This window comes from Ciceribacter sichuanensis, from assembly GCF_024055605.1.
GTDB classification, from domain to species: Bacteria; Pseudomonadota; Alphaproteobacteria; order Rhizobiales; family Rhizobiaceae; genus Allorhizobium; species Allorhizobium sichuanense.
In genome coordinates, this window is record NZ_JAMXLX010000009.1 from 105321 (window position 1) to 121898 (window position 16578).

A 16578-nucleotide genomic window follows, 5' to 3' on the forward strand; every position below is an offset into this window, starting at 1 on the left:
TGACGGCGCCGACGTGCTGAGGAAACCGACATATACGCCGCCGCTGTCTCTGACAGCGGCGGTCGTCTCGCCGCTGAGGCAATCGCTTGTTGCGATCGCCCTCATCAGTGGTGTCGTCAACGTTCTGACGCTGACCTCGCCCCTGTTCATGCTTCAGGTCTATGACCGGGTGCTTTCGAGCGGCAGCGTACCGACGCTGGTGGGTCTGTCCGTGCTGGCGGCCGGGCTCTATCTGTTCCAGGCAGCGCTCGATATCCTGCGCGCGCGGGTGCTGCTCAGGATCGGGGAGCACTTCGACAACAAGCTCTCCGGCCGTGTCCATGATGCCGTGGTGCGGTTGCCGCTCCTGACCCGCATGCCGGGCGACGGGCTTCAACCTCTGCGGGATCTCGATAGCGTGCGGGGCTTCCTGTCCGGTGCCGGACCGACCGCTTTCTTCGATCTGCCGTGGATACCGCTCTATCTCGGGATCTGCTTTCTCTTCCATTTCTGGATCGGCGTCACCGCACTGGTCGGAGCGATCCTGCTCGTTCTCCTGACCATTCTTGCCAACGGGCTTTCGCAGAAATGGGTCCGCGAAACCATAGCGCAGAACATGGCTCGCAACGCCCTTCTGGAGAGCACGCGGCGGAATGCGGAAGTGGTTGCCGCCATGGGGTTTTCCGGCCGTATGGCGAGCCGATGGCGTGTCGCCAACGAGGCTTATCTCGCAGCAAACCGCAAGGCCGGTGATGTCGCCGGAGGGCTTGGCGGATTGTCGAAGGCGATGCGGGTCATGCTCCAGTCGGGCATACTCGCTGTCGGCGCATGGCTGGTGGTCGAGCAGCAGGCGACGGGCGGCGTGATTATCGCCAGTTCCATCATGATGGGCCGTGCCCTTGCGCCCGTCGATCTCGCCATCGCCAACTGGAAGTCGTTCCTGATGGCACGGCAGGGTTGGTCCCGCCTTCGGGAACTGCTGTCGAAGATCCCGGATGGGCCGCCAGTGATGGCTCTGCCAGCGCCACAGCAGGAGTTGCGGGTGGAGAACCTCGCCATCCTGCCGCCGGGGGAGCGAAAGCCGACCGTCACGCAGGTTGGCTTCACCATTCAGAAGGGCAGCGCGCTTGGCATCATTGGGCCTTCCGGTTCTGGCAAATCGACCTTGTCCCGCGTGCTGGTCGGCGCATGGACCCCCGCAACCGGGAAGGTTCGCCTCGATGGCGCAAGCCTCGACCAGTGGGATCGGGAAGAACTCGGCCGTCACATCGGCTATCTGCCGCAGGGTGTCGAACTCTTCGATGGCACGATCGCCGAAAATATCGCTCGCTTCGAGGACAATGCCGAACCCGAAGCCATCGTTGCCGCGGCAAAGGCGGCCGGTGCTCACGAACTTATCCTGAAGTTCGACATTGGCTACGACACGCGCATCGGCGAGGGTGGCTCGTCACTATCGGCTGGGCAGCGCCAGCGGATCGGGCTTGCCCGCGCGCTGTTTAGAGACCCCTTCCTTGTGGTGCTCGACGAGCCCAACGCCAACCTCGATGCCGAGGGCGAAGCTGCCGTGGTGCAGGCAATCGCCGGCGTGCGCAGCCGGGGCGGCATTGCCGTGGTGGTTGCTCACCGTCCGAGTGCGCTCGGCGTGGTGGATCAGGTTCTCGTCATGGAAAACGGGCGGCAGAAGGCATTCGGGCCGCGTGACGAGGTGTTTGCGCAGGTACTCAAGATGCCGTCCGCGTCTGTGCTGCCAACCGTGAAGGGTTTTCCGGTGACAGCCCAGGCGCTCAAGCCCTTGCGGGTGGTCGCCAAGCGGGCGGAGCCGGCGGATGAATCGCAAACCGAACAGCAGACGGAGGATGCCGATGTCCGCCACTAACGACGATCATGTCATGCGTTCGATCCGCCGCCATCTGGTGGCCGGGCTGGCCATCGGCCTTGCCCTCGTCGGGGGTGCCGGCGGGTGGGCGGCGACGACGGAACTGGCCGGTGCTGTCGTCGCCTCCGGTTCCTTCGTCGTCGATTCCTACGTCAAGAAGGTGCAGCACCCGAAGGGCGGCGTGGTCGGCGAAATCCTCGTGCAGGAAGGCGCGAGGGTGAGGGCGGGAGACGTCGTCATGCGCCTCGACGCGACCCAGACCCGCGCAAGTCTCGCCATCGTTACGAAACGGTTCGACGAATTGACGGCACGGCTGGCGCGGCTCGAGGCTGAGCGTGACGATGTCGAGACAATCGTCTTTCCGGACCAGTTGCTTGCGCGGCAGGACAATGCGGATGTGGCATCCGCGATCCGCAGCGAGACGCGGCTGTTCGAATTCCGCAAGGCGGCGCGGGACGGAAAGCGGGCCCAGCTTGGCGAACGCATCGCTCAATATGAGCACGAGATCGAGGGGCTGAAGGCCCAGGAAGTTGCTTATGCCGATGGTCTCGAAGTCCTGCGGTCGGAGATCGTCTCGCAGGAGGATCTGCGCGAAAAGGGCGTGGTCTCGGTTCAGCGGTTGAACAGTCTGCGCACGCAGGCGGCGACCTTCGGCGGCGAGCGCGGCGAGAAGATCGCCTATCAGGCGCAGGCGGAAGGCCGGATCACCGAGACGCGGCTGCAGATCCTGCAGATCGAGCAGGACCTCAAGACGGAAGTCGGCCAGGAACTTCGAGAGATACAGGGACAGATCGGTGAGTTTATCGAACGCAAGGCGGCGGCCGAGGACGATCTGAAGCGGATCGATATCGTCGCGCCGCAATCCGGTACGGTCCATCAGCTTGCCGTGCATACCGTCGGAGGGGTCGTCGCCCCCGGCGATCCGATCATGCTGATCGTACCGGAGGGTGACGATCTGGCGCTCGATGTGCGCATCCAGCCCAAGGACATCGATCAGGTGCATCCCGGACAGAAGGCCGTCCTGCGCCTTTCCGCTTTCAGTCAACGGACAACCCCTGAGCTCAACGGCCGTGTCGGCCGCGTTGCGGCGGATCTTTCGACCGATGAGAAAAGCGGCCTGTCCTATTACCTTGTCCGGCTCACTGTGGAGCACGAGGAATTGCAGAAGCTTGGCGGTCTGGCGCTGGTGCCGGGGATGCCGGCCGAGGCGATGATCAGGACCGGAGACCGCACGGCGCTTTCCTATCTCGTCAAACCGATCGAAGACCAGATTAACCGGGCATTCCGGGAGGAATGACGGCAATGCCATCCATTTCATCACCCAACCTAACGATACAATCGACATATGAGGATCATAAATGACTGCTGAAGCCGTACTTGCCGAGCCAGGCCGTGCGATGCGCCTGCGCCTTGGAACTCATGCCACCCATGAGAAGCTCGACAAGCGGATCATGAGCGCCGATCCATTCGGCGGTCTCGACCGTTACGCCGCATTTCTCAGGGTGCAGCACGCCCTGCACAGCAGGGTGGATCGCTACTATCTCGATCCACAGCTTGAAGCCCTGCTTCCCGGCCTCTCCACGCGTCGGCGGCTCGATAGCGTTCTGAAGGATTTCGAGGATGTTTCCGGTGAGTTGCCGGTGCCTGCCGTGGAAGTCGATGAGCCGGTGGATGTGCCGACGGCGCTCGGTTGGCTTTATGTCGTCGAGGGCTCCAATCTCGGTGCGGCCATTCTGCTGAAAACGGCGACGAAGACGCTCGGTCTTTCAGAGACCTTCGGAGCGCGTCATCTCGTTGGCCATTCCGACGGTCGTGCCTTGCATTGGCGCAACTTCACTGCGGCGCTGGATGCCGTTTCGTTGCAGCCGGAAGAAGACGTGCGCGCCGTCGAAGGTGCCCGTCAGGCCTTTGCCTTCGTCTACGATCTGGTCGAGCGGGAAATGCCCCGGGCCTGACCGGATCGCTCTGCCTTCTGTTCCCTTTGTGGAGCCTTTTCGATGCCCGGACCTGTTGTTTGAAGCGCAGGTCCGGGCATTTTGCCTTTTGCATGTTTCAGTGCTGGTCGCTTGCCCGCAGATAGCGTTCCAGCCAGAGGCTGTAGCGCGAGGCGCTGAAGCTGATGGCGAAATAGATCGCGGCGGCGAGGATGTAGGCTTCCGTGTAGTAGCCCAGCCATTGCGGATCGGTCGCGGATGCCTTGGCGGCATTCAGCAGGTCGTAAATGCCGATGACGGCCAGCAACGACGTGTTCAGCAGAATGCCGACCGAGAGATTGACGATGGCCGGGATGACGGCGCGCAAGGCCTGTGGGAGGATGACCAGTCGCGCGGTCTGCCAGTAGGTGAGGCCAAGCGCCGATGCCGCATCTGTCTGTCCGGCCGGCAGCGCCTGCAGCCCGGCGCGGATGATTTCGGCAAGGTAGGCGGAGGTGAAGAGCGTGATGCCGATCTGGGCGCGAAGCAGCTTGTCGACCAGCGCGCCGGCCGGCAGCGCCATGGGCACGATCAGCATGGCGACATAAAGCACGACGATCATCGGCACACCGCGCAGGATTTCGATATATCCGACTGCGAGACTACGGACGATGCGCATGCGAGACTGTCTCGCAAGGGCCATGGCGACTGCGATGGGGAAGGCAAAGCCAAGGCCTGCGATGGAGACGAAAAGCGTGATCGGCAGGCCACCCCACTGGTTTGTGGAGATCGGCGGCCCAATGACGGTGCCGGAGACGAGCAGCCAGGCCGCGGCCAGCGTCGCGAGCCATACGGTAACGAGATTCCGGCCCCAGAAGCGGGGCTGCGCAGTGCCGATCAGCAGAAGCAAGGTGGCAGCGACGGCGAGTGCGGGTCGCCATTGCAGGTCGGGTGGATAGAAGGCGAAGAGGATGAAGCGCAGCTTTATCACTACGAAGGCCCAGCAGGCCCCGGCGGTTTCCGCCGCGCAGTCGTCCGCCGTTCCCCACCAGACGGCGTCGAGAAGCGCCCAGCGCAGGATGGGCAAGCCGAACCAGACAAGCAGCGCGACGAGCAGGAAAGTGATTGCGGTGTTTGCCGGATGCGCGGAGATCAGTTTCCATCTCTTCATCAGTACGGCATCGGGAGGCCCCTGAAGGGAGAGCATCGTCATCGGGAAAGGGCTCCCTTGAGCGCGATCTTGCGGTTGTAGATGTTCATCAACGCGGAGACCGCGAGATTGATCGAGAGATAGAGCAGCATGATCAACGTTATCGACTCGATCACCTGTCCGGTCGTGTTGGCGGTGGTGTTGGCGACGCTGACGATATCCGGGAAGCCGATCGCAACCGCAAGGCTCGAATTCTTCGTCAGGTCGAGATAGTTCGATGTCATCAGCGGGGTGATCACGCGAAGGGCCTGCGGCAGGACGACGAGGCGCATGACCTGGCCGGGTTTCAGGCCGAGTGCGCGGGCCGCTTCCCATTGACCGCTTTTCACCGACTGGATGCCGCTGCGCACGATCTCCGAAATGATGGCCGAGGCATTGATAGTCAGCCCGGTCAGGAGAGCTGCGAATTCCGGTGTGAGCGACCAGCCGCCGCGGATATTGAAGCCGCCGCGCACCGGCGCTTCCACGACGGGCGGGTGACCGAACAGGGCGAGAATGGCGAGCGTCACGCCGACGGTAGCGGTGACAAGGGCGGCACTTTTCGTGACGTAGAAGCTCTTGCCCTTGAACAGCTTTCGCGCGGCGACAATGGGTGCCGCGACGACCGCGATCAGGAGCGGAAGCCAGATGGTGGAGGAAAAACCGTCAATGGCAAGCGACGGGACGAAGACCCCACGATTACTGAGGAAGGCGAGGTCGAGAACCGTGATGGCGTTGCGGGGGGCGGGCAGGCTCTGGAAGACGCCTGTCCAGAGAAAGAGCTGCAAGAGCAGCGGCGTGCCGCGCAGGATCTCAACATAGCCGCGGATCAGCGCCGCCAGAAGCGGATTGCCTGCCAGCCGGGCGATGCCGAGAAAGACACCGAGAACGGTTGCCAGAATGCAGCCGAGCAGGGCGACCCTGCCGGTGTTGGCAAGTCCGGCCAGAAGGGCGCGGCCATAGCTGTCTCCGGCCTGATAGGCGACCACGCTTTCGCCGATCTCGAAATTGGCCTGCTGGAAGAGGAAGCCGAAGCCGGGCGCGAGGTTTGCCTTCTGCATGTTCTGGAGCGTATTGGCGCTGAAGAACCAGAAGGCGAGCAGTACGCCGAGAAGGAGCACCACCTGCCTGAAGGGCAGGGGTCCGATCCATGTCGAGAACTTGACGAGCAAACCGGGCCCTATCGGACCCGGCAGGGTTTTCGTCGTCATGGGTGTTGCCGTTTCGATCAACGGAAGGGCGGAGAATAGAGGAGGCCGCCATTCGTCCAGAGATTGTTGTAGCCGCGCTCGAGGTTGAGCGTGGTGCCCTTGCCGATGTTGCGGTCGAAGATTTCGCCGTAATTGCCCAGCGTCTTGATGATGTTGTAGGCAAACTTCGGATCGAGACCGATCGCCTCGCCGAGGGAGGGGTCGACGCCAAGGAAGCGCTTGATCGCCGGATCTTCGCTCTTCAGGAAGTCATCGACATTGGCCTTGGTGATGCCATACTCCTCGGCCTGGATCGTTGCGTAGACGGTCCAGTTGACGATTTCGAGCCACTGGTCGTCACCGCCGCGGATTGCCGGAGCCAGCGGTTCCTTGGAAAGGCGCTCGGGGAGCAGGACGTAGTCGTCGGGGTTCTTCAGCTGGGTGCGCTTGCCGGCAAGGTCGGTGGCGTCCTGTGTGAGGGCGTCGACGCGGCCGGATTCCAGCGCCTTTACGAATTCGCCGGTTTCCTCGATCGTCACGGGGGTGAACTTCTTGCCGGTCTTGCGGAAGAAGTCGGCGATGTTGAGTTCACCCGTGGTGCCGCTCTGGACGCCGATGGTGGCGCCATCGAGTTCCGTGCCCTTGGTTACGCCGAGATCCTTGCGGACCAGCAGGCCCTGGCCGTCATAGAAGATCACGGGACCGAAGTGGAAGCCGAGCTTGAAGGCGCGGGTGATGGTCTGGGTGACGCCCGAGAGCAGGACGTCGTATTCGCCTGACTGCAGGGCCGGCAGACGCTGCTGCGGCGAGGAGTTGGTGAATTCGACCTTTTCCGGATCGTTGAACACGGTGATCGCGAGTGCGCGGCCGTAATCGATGAAGAAGCCGTTCCAGCGGCCGTTGCTGTCCGGGGAGAAGAAGCCCGGCGTGGTGCCGACGCCGACCTTGATGAGGCCGCGTTGCTTGATCTTGTCCAGAGTTTCGCCGGCGTTGGCGAGGCCCGCAGAAAGTGCTGTGGCTGCCATCAGGGCGATGGCGGCGATACGGCCGGCGCGGCGATTGATTTTCGAAAAGTCCAGCATGAAATCTCCTGCTCGTTTTTGAAATTCCCATCGCTTGATGCCGATGCGGAACTGTTTTGATCATAAATCGACTAATTTTATGGAATAGGTATTTTATTTTGCATTGCGCACAAAGTTTGGACATGTCGCCCAAATTTTGGAGCTTTTCAGGGTTGTATTGCGTGTCGCCAAAAAGGCCGCCAAAGCGCCTGTTTCAGCGGAGGCCGGCCGCAGGATGAGGAGCCAGCAGGCGGTCGCCATGACCGAACAGCCGGTTGCGGAAGGAGCCCTTCTCATAGGCTGTCTTGTAGAGGCCGCGCTCCTGAAGCACGGGTATGACGACGTCGATAAAATCGTCGAAGCTTTCGGGAACCACGGTCCGGGTCAGGTTGAAGCCGTCGATCTCGCCTTCCTCGATCCAGGTCTGGAGCTCATCGGCAATCGTCTCGCCATTGCCGACGATTACAGGATATCTGCCGCCGAGCGACAGCTTTTCCAGTAGTTTGCGCTTGGTCAGGCCCGTGTCGCGGGCCGTCTGGATGTTGGATTGTATGGCGTTGCCATTGTCCGCGCTCTGCGCGATGGGCGTATCCAGATCGAGACGGGAGAGATCGATGCCAGTGCCGGCTGAAAAATGCGCCAGTCCCGCCTCCGGGCTGGCGTAGCGGCGGTAATCGGCATATTTCGCCTCCGCTCTGGCCATGGTCTGGTCTGCGACAACCGTGATGCCGACCAGCATCTTGATATCGTCGGGCCGGCGGCCGGCATCGGCAACAGCTTTGCGGATGGCGCGGGATGCGGCGCGCGCTGACGCCGGATCGGTTGCGTTGATGAATGTGCATTCGGCGTGACGCGCCGCAAACGCCTTGCCCCTCGGCGATGTGCCGGCCTGGAAGAGAACCGGGGTGCGCTGACGCGAGGGTTCGCTCAGGTGATAGCCTTCCACGTCGTAATAGCGGCCATGATGGCTGATGGGCTGCACCTTTTCCGGGCGCGCATAGATCCGCTCGGTGCGGTCGAGAACGACGGCATCGTCGTCCCAGCTTGTCTCCCAGAGCTTGTAGAGAAGCTCCATACATTCGTCGGCCTGATCGTAGCGGCTGTCGTGTTCGTTCAGGCCCGTCTGCCCGAGGGCGCGGGCGGCGCTGTCGAGATAGCCAGTGACGATGTTCCAGCCGATGCGGCCGGAGGTCAGGTGGTCGAGCGTGGAGAACCGGCGTGCCAAGAGATAGGGATGTTCGGCGGCGATGTTCACGGTCACACCGAACCCGAGATTGGAGGTCGCCGCCGCCATGGCGGAGACCAGCATCAGCGGATCGTTGACGGGAAGCTGGATGGTTTCGCGCAGCGTCAGGTCTACGGAGTTTTCATAGACATCGTAGACCCCGAGAATATCGGCGATGAACAACCCGTCGAACAATCCGCGCTCAAGCGTACGGGCCAGATCGGTCCAGTATCCCAGCTCCTTGTAGCGATGGGAGGTATCCCGTGGATGCGCCCAGAGGCCATGATTGATGTGCCCCACGCAATTCATGTTGAAGGCGTTGAGCAGGATCTGCTTCGGCATGCTGGTATCCTTGAGGGGCTTGGCAGTGATCTCAGGCCGTCCGGGCGTAAGCCGGGCGGTGCCGCAGCGAGTCGTTCAGCACCAGCAGCAGGTCATGACGGGCTGCGGCGAATTCCTCCGAACCCCTGTCGCGGCGGCGCGGAAGATCGATGTCTATCGTCCTGAGGATACGGCCGGGCCAGGGCTGCATGACGACGACGCGGTCCGCGAGAACCAGCGCTTCATCGATGTCATGCGTGACCAGCAGCATGGTTGGCCGCGCGGTTGCCCATATCTCGAGGAGGTGGTCCTGAAGGTCAGCGCGGGTGAAGGCATCCAGCGCCGAAAACGGTTCGTCGAGCAGCAGCACCTGCGGGCGGGTGACGAGTGCCCTTGCGATTGCCACCCTCTGCGCCTGTCCGCCGGACAGTTCCTTGGGCCAGCGGTTGGCGTAATCGGATAGACCGACGCGGCGAAGCCCGCCCTCGATCAGTTCCCCGCGCGCATCGATTTCCGCATCGGCGAGGCCGAAGCCGACGTTTTCGGCGACCGTCAGCCATGGCAGGAGGCGTGGTTCCTGAAAGATCAGGTTGACCAGTGGATGCGGGGTCCTGATCGGCTGACCAGCGACGGTGACGGTGCCCTGGCTCGCGGTCTCCAGTCCCGCAATCAGCCGCAGCAAGGTGCTCTTGCCGCAGCCCGAACCGCCGATCACGGCGACGATCTCGCCGCGGTCGACATTCAGCGAGAAGCGTTCCAATGCGTGGGCGCCGTTGGGATAGGTCTTCGAAAGGTTTTCGATCGCCAGCATTATCAGTGCTCCTGCCGGAAGTTGTCCTGCCAACGCAGCAATGGCGCCGTTGCGGCAAGGAGGAGGCTGTCCGTCAGTTTGCCGGCGATTGCGAAGACGATGATGGAGGCGAGAACCTGATCTGGCTTGCCGAGCTGCTGTCCGTCGACGAGCAGATAGCCCAGTCCTTCAGACGCTCCCATGAATTCGGCGGCCACGACGAACATCCAGCCGAGGCCGAGGCCGGCTCTCAGTGACACGATGTAGGTCGGCAGAACGGCAGGGAGCAGGATGCGCCGGACGAGGGCAAAGCCGGAGAGGCGGAACATGCGCCCGACCTCGACGATCTTGCGGTCGACGCTGAGGATTGCGCCGACCACGCCAAGATAGACGGGGAAGAATACGCCGACGGCGATCAGCACCACCTTGGACGTCTCGAAAATGCCGAACCAGAGGATGAACAGCGGCACCCAGGCGATCGAGGGGATCGCCCGAAGCGCCTGCAAGGTTGGGTCGAGCAGCCTTCGCAGGGTGGCGAAATAGCCGACGAGCGCGCCTGCCATAGTGGCTGCGGCCGCGCCGACGGCAAAGCCGATCAGCACACGCAGCGTCGTGGCGGCGATATGCCGGTAGAGTTCACCGGTCTCAGTGAGGAACCATAGCGTCGCGAATGTGCGTGATGGCGGCGGCATGAGACGCGCGTTCAGCCAGCCGGCAGAGGCCGCAAGCTCCCAGAGAAGCAGGCCAAGGACCGGTACGGCGACAGCGACGGCGAACTTCGACGCGAGCCGCGTCGCAAGTCCGCCGGATAAGGTTGCCGGCGCCGAAGGCTGAAGCGTTTCTTCTACCGCGTTGGTCATCGCTTTCCGCCTTACTGGCTGACTGCGAAACGGTCGTCGATCAGCTGCGAGACCACTTGTTCGATCTTGACATCGGCCGGGAGCACGCCTGCCTGTTGAAGAGCGAGGCCGGCGGCAAGGATCGTCTCGCGCTGCTTCTCGCCGATCTGCGGCTGGGAGAGGTCGGTTCGTTCGAGTTGCTTGGCGATCACGTTCTCGGGAAGCTTGGTGGCTTCGACGACGGCTGCTTTGAGCGCGGCGGGATCGGCGATGGCCTGGGCGCGGGCGGCTTCATAGACGGCGATCACGCGGCTGACGATTTCCGGATGTTCGCTTGCGAAGGTTTCGGTTGTGTTCAGCACGCCCCAGGTGTTGTTTTCCGGCTTGCGGAAGAACAGCTGCGCGCCGCTTTCCACTTCCGCCGAAGCCATCAGGGGGTCGAGGCCTGCCCAGGCATCCACATCGCCGCGCAGCAGTGCGAGCTTGCCATCGGCGTGCTGGAGAAGAACGAGGCTGACATCCTTTTCGCTGAGGCCGGCGTCGGCAAGCGCGCGCACGAGGAAGATGTGCGGATCCGTTCCGCGGGTCACGGCGATTTTCTTGCCCTTCAGGTCCTCGACCTTGGTGATGCCGGTATCGGGGCGGGTGACAAGGGCGGTCCACTCAGGACGGGAATAGACGTAGACGGATTTGACGGGATTGCCGTTGACGCGCGCGATCAGGGCTGCCGCGCCTGCCGTCGAACCGAAATCGATCGACTGGGCGTTCAGGAATTCCAGAGCCTTGTTGGAGCCGGCGGACTGTACCCAGGTGACGCTGATGCCGTCCTTCTCGAACTCCTTCTCCAGCAGGCCTTCCTTCTTCAGGAGAACGCTCACGGGGTTGTAGGTGGCCCAGTCGATGCGGATTTCCTTGAGGTCGGATGCCTGAACGACCTGGAGGCCGAGGGCAAGTGCCGCCGCGAGGCCGAGCACGGTCGTACGGATGAAGCTCATGTTGGTCTCCCCAATCTTGATAAATGGCATTTCCGCAAGACTAGGGGGCAATGGGGAGTAGAGGGAGATTAATCAGACTAAATTTGTAGATTTAAAGGGAATAAGATTCGGTGCGTTCTGCGTTCGCTGGCACGATGTCTCTCGCGGCGCCAACGGGCGTGCATATTCATATGATATGTTATTACATAACTTTCAATTGACGAGCGTAACAACATTACATATTCAGCCATGGCAACCTGTGGAGCCAACATGACCGATCCTCCGTCTGCCGTCGCGATGCGATTGTGAAACTGTCCACCTTTCGGCTTGACGCAGGGTCATGCCGCCCCTTATCTGAGGGCCGACGGTTCCCCGAGCCTAAAGCAAGGGGATTAATAGGGAACACGGTGCGGAGGACCCAAACAGGGACCAAGACCGTGGCTGCCCCCGCAACTGTAAGCGGATTGCCGTCCATCCCCGTGACGCCGAAGGGCGTCATGCCACTGTGCCGTAAGGGCGCGGGAAGGCAGATGGACGACAGATATCCGTAAGCCAGGAGACCTGCCGTCAAAATCGATCCATCGTCACGGGCGGGGAAGCCCGGAACAGGAGCATGTCATGTTCATGTCTGTCGCTCATTTGCGTTTCGACGCTTCGCACTCCCCGTATTCCGACGATCGTTTGACCGACCGGAATGCCCACCGGGCATTCTGATCTCATCGCCGTCTCGCACTCACATCCCGGGCCGGCACTCACATCTTTTTCGGGGAATTATGATGAAGACCATTTTCAAGCGGCCGATGCGCGCGGGCCTTTGCGCCCTGTCCTTGCTCGCTTCCGGCTTTTTCCACAATGCCATGGCTGCGGGAACCAGCTATCCGCTGACGCTCGAGAACTGCGGCCGCCAGGTCACTTTCGAGAAGGCACCCTCGCGGACAGTTTCCATCGGCCAGAGCAGCACCGAGATCCTGTATCTCCTCGGCCTTGCGGACAAGGTGGTCGGCACCGCTGTCTGGATCGGTCCGGTGCTCGAAGGCTATGAAAGCGCGAACGCCAAGGTAGAACGGCTGGCCGACAACGATCCGAGCTTCGAAAGCGTCGTTGCGAAGAAGCCGGACCTCGTCACTGCTCAGTTCCAGTGGCACGTCGGTCCCGAGGGTATCGTCGCAACGCCGCAGCAATTCGAGGAACTGGGCATTCCGGTCTATACCTCGCCGGCCGATTGCATCGGCAAGGACAATTCCGGCGGTGGCGACGGCGTGCGCAACGCGGTCTTCACCATGGACCTGATCTATCAGGAAGTGCGCGACCTCGCGAAGATCTTCGATGTCGAGGCAAAGGGCGAGGAGGTCGTGGCCGACCTGAAGAAGCGCGAGGAGGCCGCCCGCGCGAAGATCGCCTCGGCACAGGGCAAGCTCTCCGCCGTTTTCTGGTTCTCCAGCGCCGAATTGGACGTCGATCCCTATGTTGCCGGCAAGAAGGGCGCTCCCGCCTACATCATGTCCGCACTTGGTATCAGCAACATTATCGAGAGCGATGAGGAGTGGCCGACGGTCGGCTGGGAAACCATCGCCAAGGCCAACCCGACGATGATCGTTGCGGGCAGGATGGACCGTCGCCGCTTCCCGGCTGATGACGTGGCCGTCAAGCATGAGTTCCTGAAGGCGGATCCGGTCGCAAGCCTGATGCCGGCGGTGAAGAACGGGCATGTCTTCGACATGGATGCACAGGCTATGAACCCGACGATCCGCACGATCGAGGGTATCGAGACGCTTGCCGACGCCATCGAAGCTGCCGGTCTGAGCAAGTGACATCCGCAGTCACACGCTTCGGACGAACGGGCGTGGCTCTTGCCGCGCTCGTCATCCTGCTTGCCGCGCTCTGGCTAGGCGCGGCAATCGGGGAGACGGCAATTCCGCTCGATACAGTGGCGAAAACCGTGGCCAACCGGTTGTGGGGTGCGGGCTATCCGCTGGAACCGATCGATGAGGGCATCGTCTGGAGCTATCGTCTCAGCCGGGCCGTCGTCGCGGCCTGTTGTGGTGCGGCGCTGTCGCTGTCCGGCGTCGTGCTGCAATCGTTGCTGCGCAATTGTCTCGCCGATCCTTATCTTCTCGGCATTTCGGCCGGCGCTTCGACCGGTGCCGTCAGCGTTGCGATCCTGGGTGTCGGGGCGGGCTTTCTGACCCTTCCGATGGGTGCTTTCGCCGGCGCGCTCGTTGCCTTTGCGCTCGTCAGTCTGCTGGCGATGAAGGCGGGCCGTGGAACGGCTGCCATCATTCTCGCAGGGGTGGCCGGATCGCAGCTCTTCAACGCACTGACCTCTTTCATCGTCACCAAGGCGGCGACCGCCGAACAGGCGCGGGGCATCATGTTCTGGCTGCTTGGCAATCTCTCCGGCGTGCGCTGGCCTGATGCATGGCTTGCCATTCCCGCGACGCTTGCCGGTTTCGTCGTCTGTCTCTGGCATGCGCGTGCGCTTGACGCCTTTACCTTCGGAGCGGAATCCGCAGCATCTCTCGGCATTTCGGTCCGTCGCACCCATTTCACGCTTGTCGGCGTCTCTGCGATGATGACAGCCGTCATGGTGTCCATCGTCGGTTCGATCGGCTTCGTCGGTCTCGTCATCCCGCATGCGGCGCGTATGATGGTCGGAGTTCGCCATGGCGTGCTTCTGCCTGCGGCCGCGCTGATCGGCGCGGTGTTTATGATCGGTGCGGACATACTTTCGCGTATCCTGATCACCGGGCAGGTCCTGCCCATCGGCGTCATCACGGCGCTGGTCGGAGCGCCGGCCTTCGCCTTCATTCTGGGGCAGAAGAGGGGGCGTGCATGACGCTTTCAGCCAGAAATGTCTCATGGGGCGTCGGCAATGTCCCGATCCTGAAGAATGTCACGCTCGATGTCCGTTCAGGTGAATTTCTCGGCATCATCGGGCCGAACGGCTCCGGCAAGACCAGCCTGATGGCCTTGCTCGCCGGCATCAGGAAGCCGAAGTCGGGAGACATTTTCCTCGACGGCGCGCCGATCAGCGCGCTCGGCCGGCGCGAAGTCGCCCGGCGTCTGGCGCTGGTGGAGCAGCAGGCGGAAACCGGCGAGCGGATCACCGCCCGGCAGGCCGTCGAACTCGGGCGCACGCCCTATCTCGGCGCGCTTTCACCATGGTCGGTGAAGGACGCGGCAATCGTCGATACGGCGCTTGCCAATGTCGACATGACCCATCTTGCCGACCGGTCCTGGCACACGCTTTCGGGCGGTGAACGCCAGCGGCTGCATATCGGCCGTGCGCTCGCCCAGGAGCCGGGTATTCTGCTTCTCGACGAGCCGACCAACCATCTCGATATCGGCCATCAGATCGGCCTGCTCGATCTCGTCCGCCGCCAGGAACTGACCGTGGTGGCGGCCCTTCACGATCTCAACCACGCAGCCATGTTCTGCGACCGCATCGCCGTCATGTATTCCGGTCAGCTGATCGCGCTCGGCAAGCCCCGCGACGTGCTGACGCCGACGCGGATCCGCGATGTCTTCGGTGTGGAGGTCGCTATCGACCGGCACGGCGCGGATGGCTGTTCCATCCGTTATCTGCGCCCTGAAAAGGAGAAAGCACTCGTTTCATGAAGACATATTTCCTCGTTCTGGCGGCTTTTATCGCCTTTGCCGCTCCGGCCTTTGCCGAGACCTTCGAGGTGAAGATGATGAACCGCGGAGAGAAGGGTTCTATGGTGTTCGAACCGGATTTCCTGCATGTCCAGCCGGGCGACAGGGTGAAATTCATCGCGACCAACAAGAGCCACAACGTCGCGACCATCGACGGGATGTTGCCGGAGGGCTATCCGGGTTTCAAGGGCAAGATCAATGAAGAGATCGAGGTCGGCTTCGACCAGCCGGGCTTCTACGGTATCAAGTGCTCGCCGCATTTCGGCATGGGCATGGTGATGCTGATCAAGGTCGGTGAGGCCGAGCTGCCGGAACAATATCGCCAGATCGATATCCCGGCGCGGGCCAGACCGCGCATGCAAACCCTGTTCGACAGTGCGACTGGCAAGACCTCGCCATGAGCCGGCAGCCTTCGAACCATCACCTCAAGGAAGACATCCGCGATTACTGGTCGAAGCGCTCGGAAACCTTCGACCTTGCCTTCGGGCACCGCATTCCACCCGGTCCCGAACTCAATGCCTGGGCGAATGCGGTCCGCCAGCGTCTCGGCTCTGAACCGCTGAAGGTGCTGGAACTGGCGTCCGGTACGGGCGAGGTGACGAACGTCCTGCTTTCGCTCGGCCACGATGTCACGGGGCTTGATTTTTCCGAGGCCATGATCGATGTCGCCCGCCGCAAGCATGCGGACAGGTCGGGGGTGTGTTTCATCCTTGCCGATGCGGAACAGACCATGGAGCCGGACGGAACCTATGATGCGGTCGTTTGTCGTCACCTCGTCTGGGCGCTTACGGAACCGCAGCAGGCCTTTGCGGAGTGGTTCCGGGTTTTGAAGCCGGGCGGAAGGCTGTTGATCTTCGACGGTAACTGGGCGGCGCCGACGCCTCTGGGGCGGATCGTTTCCCGCGCGATAGAGCTGATCGACCGCATTGTCGGCGTCGATCCGTATTATGACGGAGCTATGAGCGACAGGCATGCGGACATCATGCGGCGATTGCCATTTGGCGAAGGGCTCACCGTGGAGCGTCTTAAGCCGCTTCTCGATGCAGCCGGTTTCAAGGCTGTCGAGATCGGGTCCCACACTCCGATCGCGGCGGCGCAACGGCAGACCGCCGATCTCAGAAACAGGCTGAGAACCTTGCTCTACCGGCGTTTCATCCTCTCCTGCAAACGTCCTGAATAGGACGCGTAACGCTCCTTCGCGTCGCGGTTGGATGCATGCAGGTCTAGATCCTTCATATAAAGATATCTTTATATCCCTTGACGAGGGCTACCCGGTCCGTCATGGTGAAGTCATCGTGGTTCTGCGGATCGGATGGTCCGGAGCTAAGAGGGAATACGGTGAAGGTGCTTTTTGCACCCATGCCGAAGCTGCCCCCGCAACTGTAGGCGGTGAGCTTGCATCCATTATGTCACTGAGGAAGACGCCTCGGGAAGACGGATGCCGGCTGTGACCCGCAAGCCAGGAGACCTGCCGCGATAGATAACGTCCACGGGCGGGGTGTCCCGGTGTGCCGCTTTTGCGAACGGCGCATTCGCGTGCCTGTCGCATCGCGCTCGCCAATGC

Annotated in this window: 15 protein-coding genes and 2 riboswitches; of the genes, 8 read left to right on the top strand and 7 right to left on the bottom strand. The window is 62.1% G+C overall.

Annotation, left to right across the window (positions count from 1 at the left end; genetic code table 11):
* Positions 1–13 precede the first annotated feature (13 nt).
* The 3 genes from NBH21_RS22035 (at position 14) to NBH21_RS22045 (ending at position 3810) form a co-directional block, all read left to right on the top strand.
* Positions 14–1855 (top strand): type I secretion system permease/ATPase, encoded by a 1842-nt coding sequence (locus NBH21_RS22035; RefSeq protein WP_425340466.1) that lies wholly within the window; start codon positions 14–16, stop codon positions 1853–1855.
* Positions 1842–3152, top strand: coding sequence for an HlyD family type I secretion periplasmic adaptor subunit (locus tag NBH21_RS22040; protein WP_250915093.1), 1311 nt, complete (start codon positions 1842–1844; stop codon positions 3150–3152). The genes NBH21_RS22035 and NBH21_RS22040 overlap by 14 nt, the downstream gene beginning before the upstream one ends.
* A 61-nt stretch (positions 3153–3213) precedes the next feature.
* Positions 3214–3810: a biliverdin-producing heme oxygenase gene (locus tag NBH21_RS22045; protein ID WP_250915094.1), complete on the top strand. Its 597-nt coding sequence runs from the start codon at positions 3214–3216 to the stop codon at positions 3808–3810.
* 97 nt (positions 3811–3907) lie between these two features.
* On the opposite strand, the gene NBH21_RS22050 is transcribed toward NBH21_RS22045, so the two are convergent.
* From NBH21_RS22050 to NBH21_RS22080, 7 genes are all read right to left on the bottom strand, one after another.
* Complete coding sequence (locus NBH21_RS22050; protein WP_250915095.1) at positions 3908–4981, bottom strand: amino acid ABC transporter permease; 1074 nt, start codon at positions 4979–4981, stop codon at positions 3908–3910.
* Positions 4978–6168, bottom strand: coding sequence for an amino acid ABC transporter permease (locus tag NBH21_RS22055; RefSeq protein ID WP_250915096.1), 1191 nt, complete (start codon positions 6166–6168; stop codon positions 4978–4980). Before NBH21_RS22055 ends, NBH21_RS22050 begins: the two co-directional genes overlap by 4 nt.
* Positions 6169–6185: 17 nt before the next feature.
* A complete protein-coding gene (locus NBH21_RS22060) occupies positions 6186–7172 on the bottom strand; it encodes an amino acid ABC transporter substrate-binding protein (protein ID WP_250915492.1) in 987 nt (328 codons plus the stop codon).
* A 250-nt stretch (positions 7173–7422) separates the two neighbouring features.
* Positions 7423–8775 (bottom strand): LLM class flavin-dependent oxidoreductase, encoded by a 1353-nt coding sequence (locus NBH21_RS22065; RefSeq protein ID WP_250915097.1) that lies wholly within the window; start codon positions 8773–8775, stop codon positions 7423–7425.
* 31 nt (positions 8776–8806) lie between these two features.
* The gene (locus tag NBH21_RS22070; protein WP_250915098.1) at positions 8807–9565 is read right to left on the bottom strand and encodes an ABC transporter ATP-binding protein; all 759 of its coding nucleotides are present in this window, start codon (positions 9563–9565) and stop codon (positions 8807–8809) included.
* A 2-nt stretch (positions 9566–9567) separates the two neighbouring features.
* Positions 9568–10404, bottom strand: a complete 837-nt coding sequence (locus tag NBH21_RS22075) for an ABC transporter permease (protein WP_250915099.1) — start codon at positions 10402–10404, stop codon at positions 9568–9570.
* Positions 10405–10415: 11 nt separating this feature from the next.
* Positions 10416–11378: an aliphatic sulfonate ABC transporter substrate-binding protein gene (locus NBH21_RS22080; protein WP_250915100.1), complete on the bottom strand. Its 963-nt coding sequence runs from the start codon at positions 11376–11378 to the stop codon at positions 10416–10418.
* A 327-nt stretch (positions 11379–11705) separates the two neighbouring features.
* Positions 11706–11940, top strand: a riboswitch (cobalamin riboswitch).
* A gap of 193 nt (positions 11941–12133) precedes the next feature.
* Between NBH21_RS22080 and NBH21_RS22085 the strand changes: the two genes are divergently transcribed.
* From NBH21_RS22085 to NBH21_RS22105, 5 genes are read left to right on the top strand one after another with little or no spacing between them, the layout of a single operon-like run.
* Positions 12134–13168: an ABC transporter substrate-binding protein gene (locus NBH21_RS22085; protein ID WP_250915101.1), complete on the top strand. Its 1035-nt coding sequence runs from the start codon at positions 12134–12136 to the stop codon at positions 13166–13168.
* Entirely contained in the window at positions 13165–14193 is a 1029-nt protein-coding gene (locus NBH21_RS22090; protein WP_250915102.1) for a FecCD family ABC transporter permease, read from the top strand. The genes NBH21_RS22085 and NBH21_RS22090 overlap by 4 nt, the downstream gene beginning before the upstream one ends.
* On the top strand, positions 14190–14975 hold the full coding sequence (locus tag NBH21_RS22095; RefSeq protein WP_250915103.1) for an ABC transporter ATP-binding protein: 786 nt from the start codon (positions 14190–14192) through the stop codon (positions 14973–14975). Before NBH21_RS22090 ends, NBH21_RS22095 begins: the two co-directional genes overlap by 4 nt.
* Positions 14972–15415 (top strand): pseudoazurin, encoded by a 444-nt coding sequence (locus NBH21_RS22100; protein WP_250915104.1) that lies wholly within the window; start codon positions 14972–14974, stop codon positions 15413–15415. Before NBH21_RS22095 ends, NBH21_RS22100 begins: the two co-directional genes overlap by 4 nt.
* A complete protein-coding gene (locus tag NBH21_RS22105) occupies positions 15412–16194 on the top strand; it encodes a class I SAM-dependent methyltransferase (RefSeq protein WP_250915105.1) in 783 nt (260 codons plus the stop codon). The genes NBH21_RS22100 and NBH21_RS22105 overlap by 4 nt, the downstream gene beginning before the upstream one ends.
* Positions 16195–16293: 99 nt before the next feature.
* A riboswitch (cobalamin riboswitch) is annotated at positions 16294–16504 on the top strand.
* Positions 16505–16578: the final 74 nt, after the last annotated feature.

What these genes read in the sequence shown, in the direction of transcription:
- NBH21_RS22060 (WP_250915492.1), bottom strand. Translation starts at nt 7,172, where the DNA reads ATGGCAGCCACAGCACTTTCTGCGGGCCTCGCCAACGCCGGCGAAACT.
- NBH21_RS22075 (WP_250915099.1), bottom strand. Translation starts at nt 10,404, where the DNA reads ATGACCAACGCGGTAGAAGAAACGCTTCAGCCTTCGGCGCCGGCAACC.
- NBH21_RS22070 (WP_250915098.1), bottom strand. Translation starts at nt 9,565, where the DNA reads ATGCTGGCGATCGAAAACCTTTCGAAGACCTATCCCAACGGCGCCCAC.
- NBH21_RS22100 (WP_250915104.1), top strand. Translation starts at nt 14,972, where the DNA reads ATGAAGACATATTTCCTCGTTCTGGCGGCTTTTATCGCCTTTGCCGCT.
- NBH21_RS22095 (WP_250915103.1), top strand. Translation starts at nt 14,190, where the DNA reads ATGACGCTTTCAGCCAGAAATGTCTCATGGGGCGTCGGCAATGTCCCG.
- NBH21_RS22040 (WP_250915093.1), top strand. Translation starts at nt 1,842, where the DNA reads ATGTCCGCCACTAACGACGATCATGTCATGCGTTCGATCCGCCGCCAT.
- NBH21_RS22050 (WP_250915095.1), bottom strand. Translation starts at nt 4,981, where the DNA reads ATGACGATGCTCTCCCTTCAGGGGCCTCCCGATGCCGTACTGATGAAG.
- NBH21_RS22055 (WP_250915096.1), bottom strand. Translation starts at nt 6,168, where the DNA reads ATGACGACGAAAACCCTGCCGGGTCCGATAGGGCCCGGTTTGCTCGTC.
- NBH21_RS22085 (WP_250915101.1), top strand. Translation starts at nt 12,134, where the DNA reads ATGAAGACCATTTTCAAGCGGCCGATGCGCGCGGGCCTTTGCGCCCTG.
- NBH21_RS22065 (WP_250915097.1), bottom strand. Translation starts at nt 8,775, where the DNA reads ATGCCGAAGCAGATCCTGCTCAACGCCTTCAACATGAATTGCGTGGGG.
- NBH21_RS22080 (WP_250915100.1), bottom strand. Translation starts at nt 11,378, where the DNA reads ATGAGCTTCATCCGTACGACCGTGCTCGGCCTCGCGGCGGCACTTGCC.
- NBH21_RS22105 (WP_250915105.1), top strand. Translation starts at nt 15,412, where the DNA reads ATGAGCCGGCAGCCTTCGAACCATCACCTCAAGGAAGACATCCGCGAT.
- NBH21_RS22045 (WP_250915094.1), top strand. Translation starts at nt 3,214, where the DNA reads ATGACTGCTGAAGCCGTACTTGCCGAGCCAGGCCGTGCGATGCGCCTG.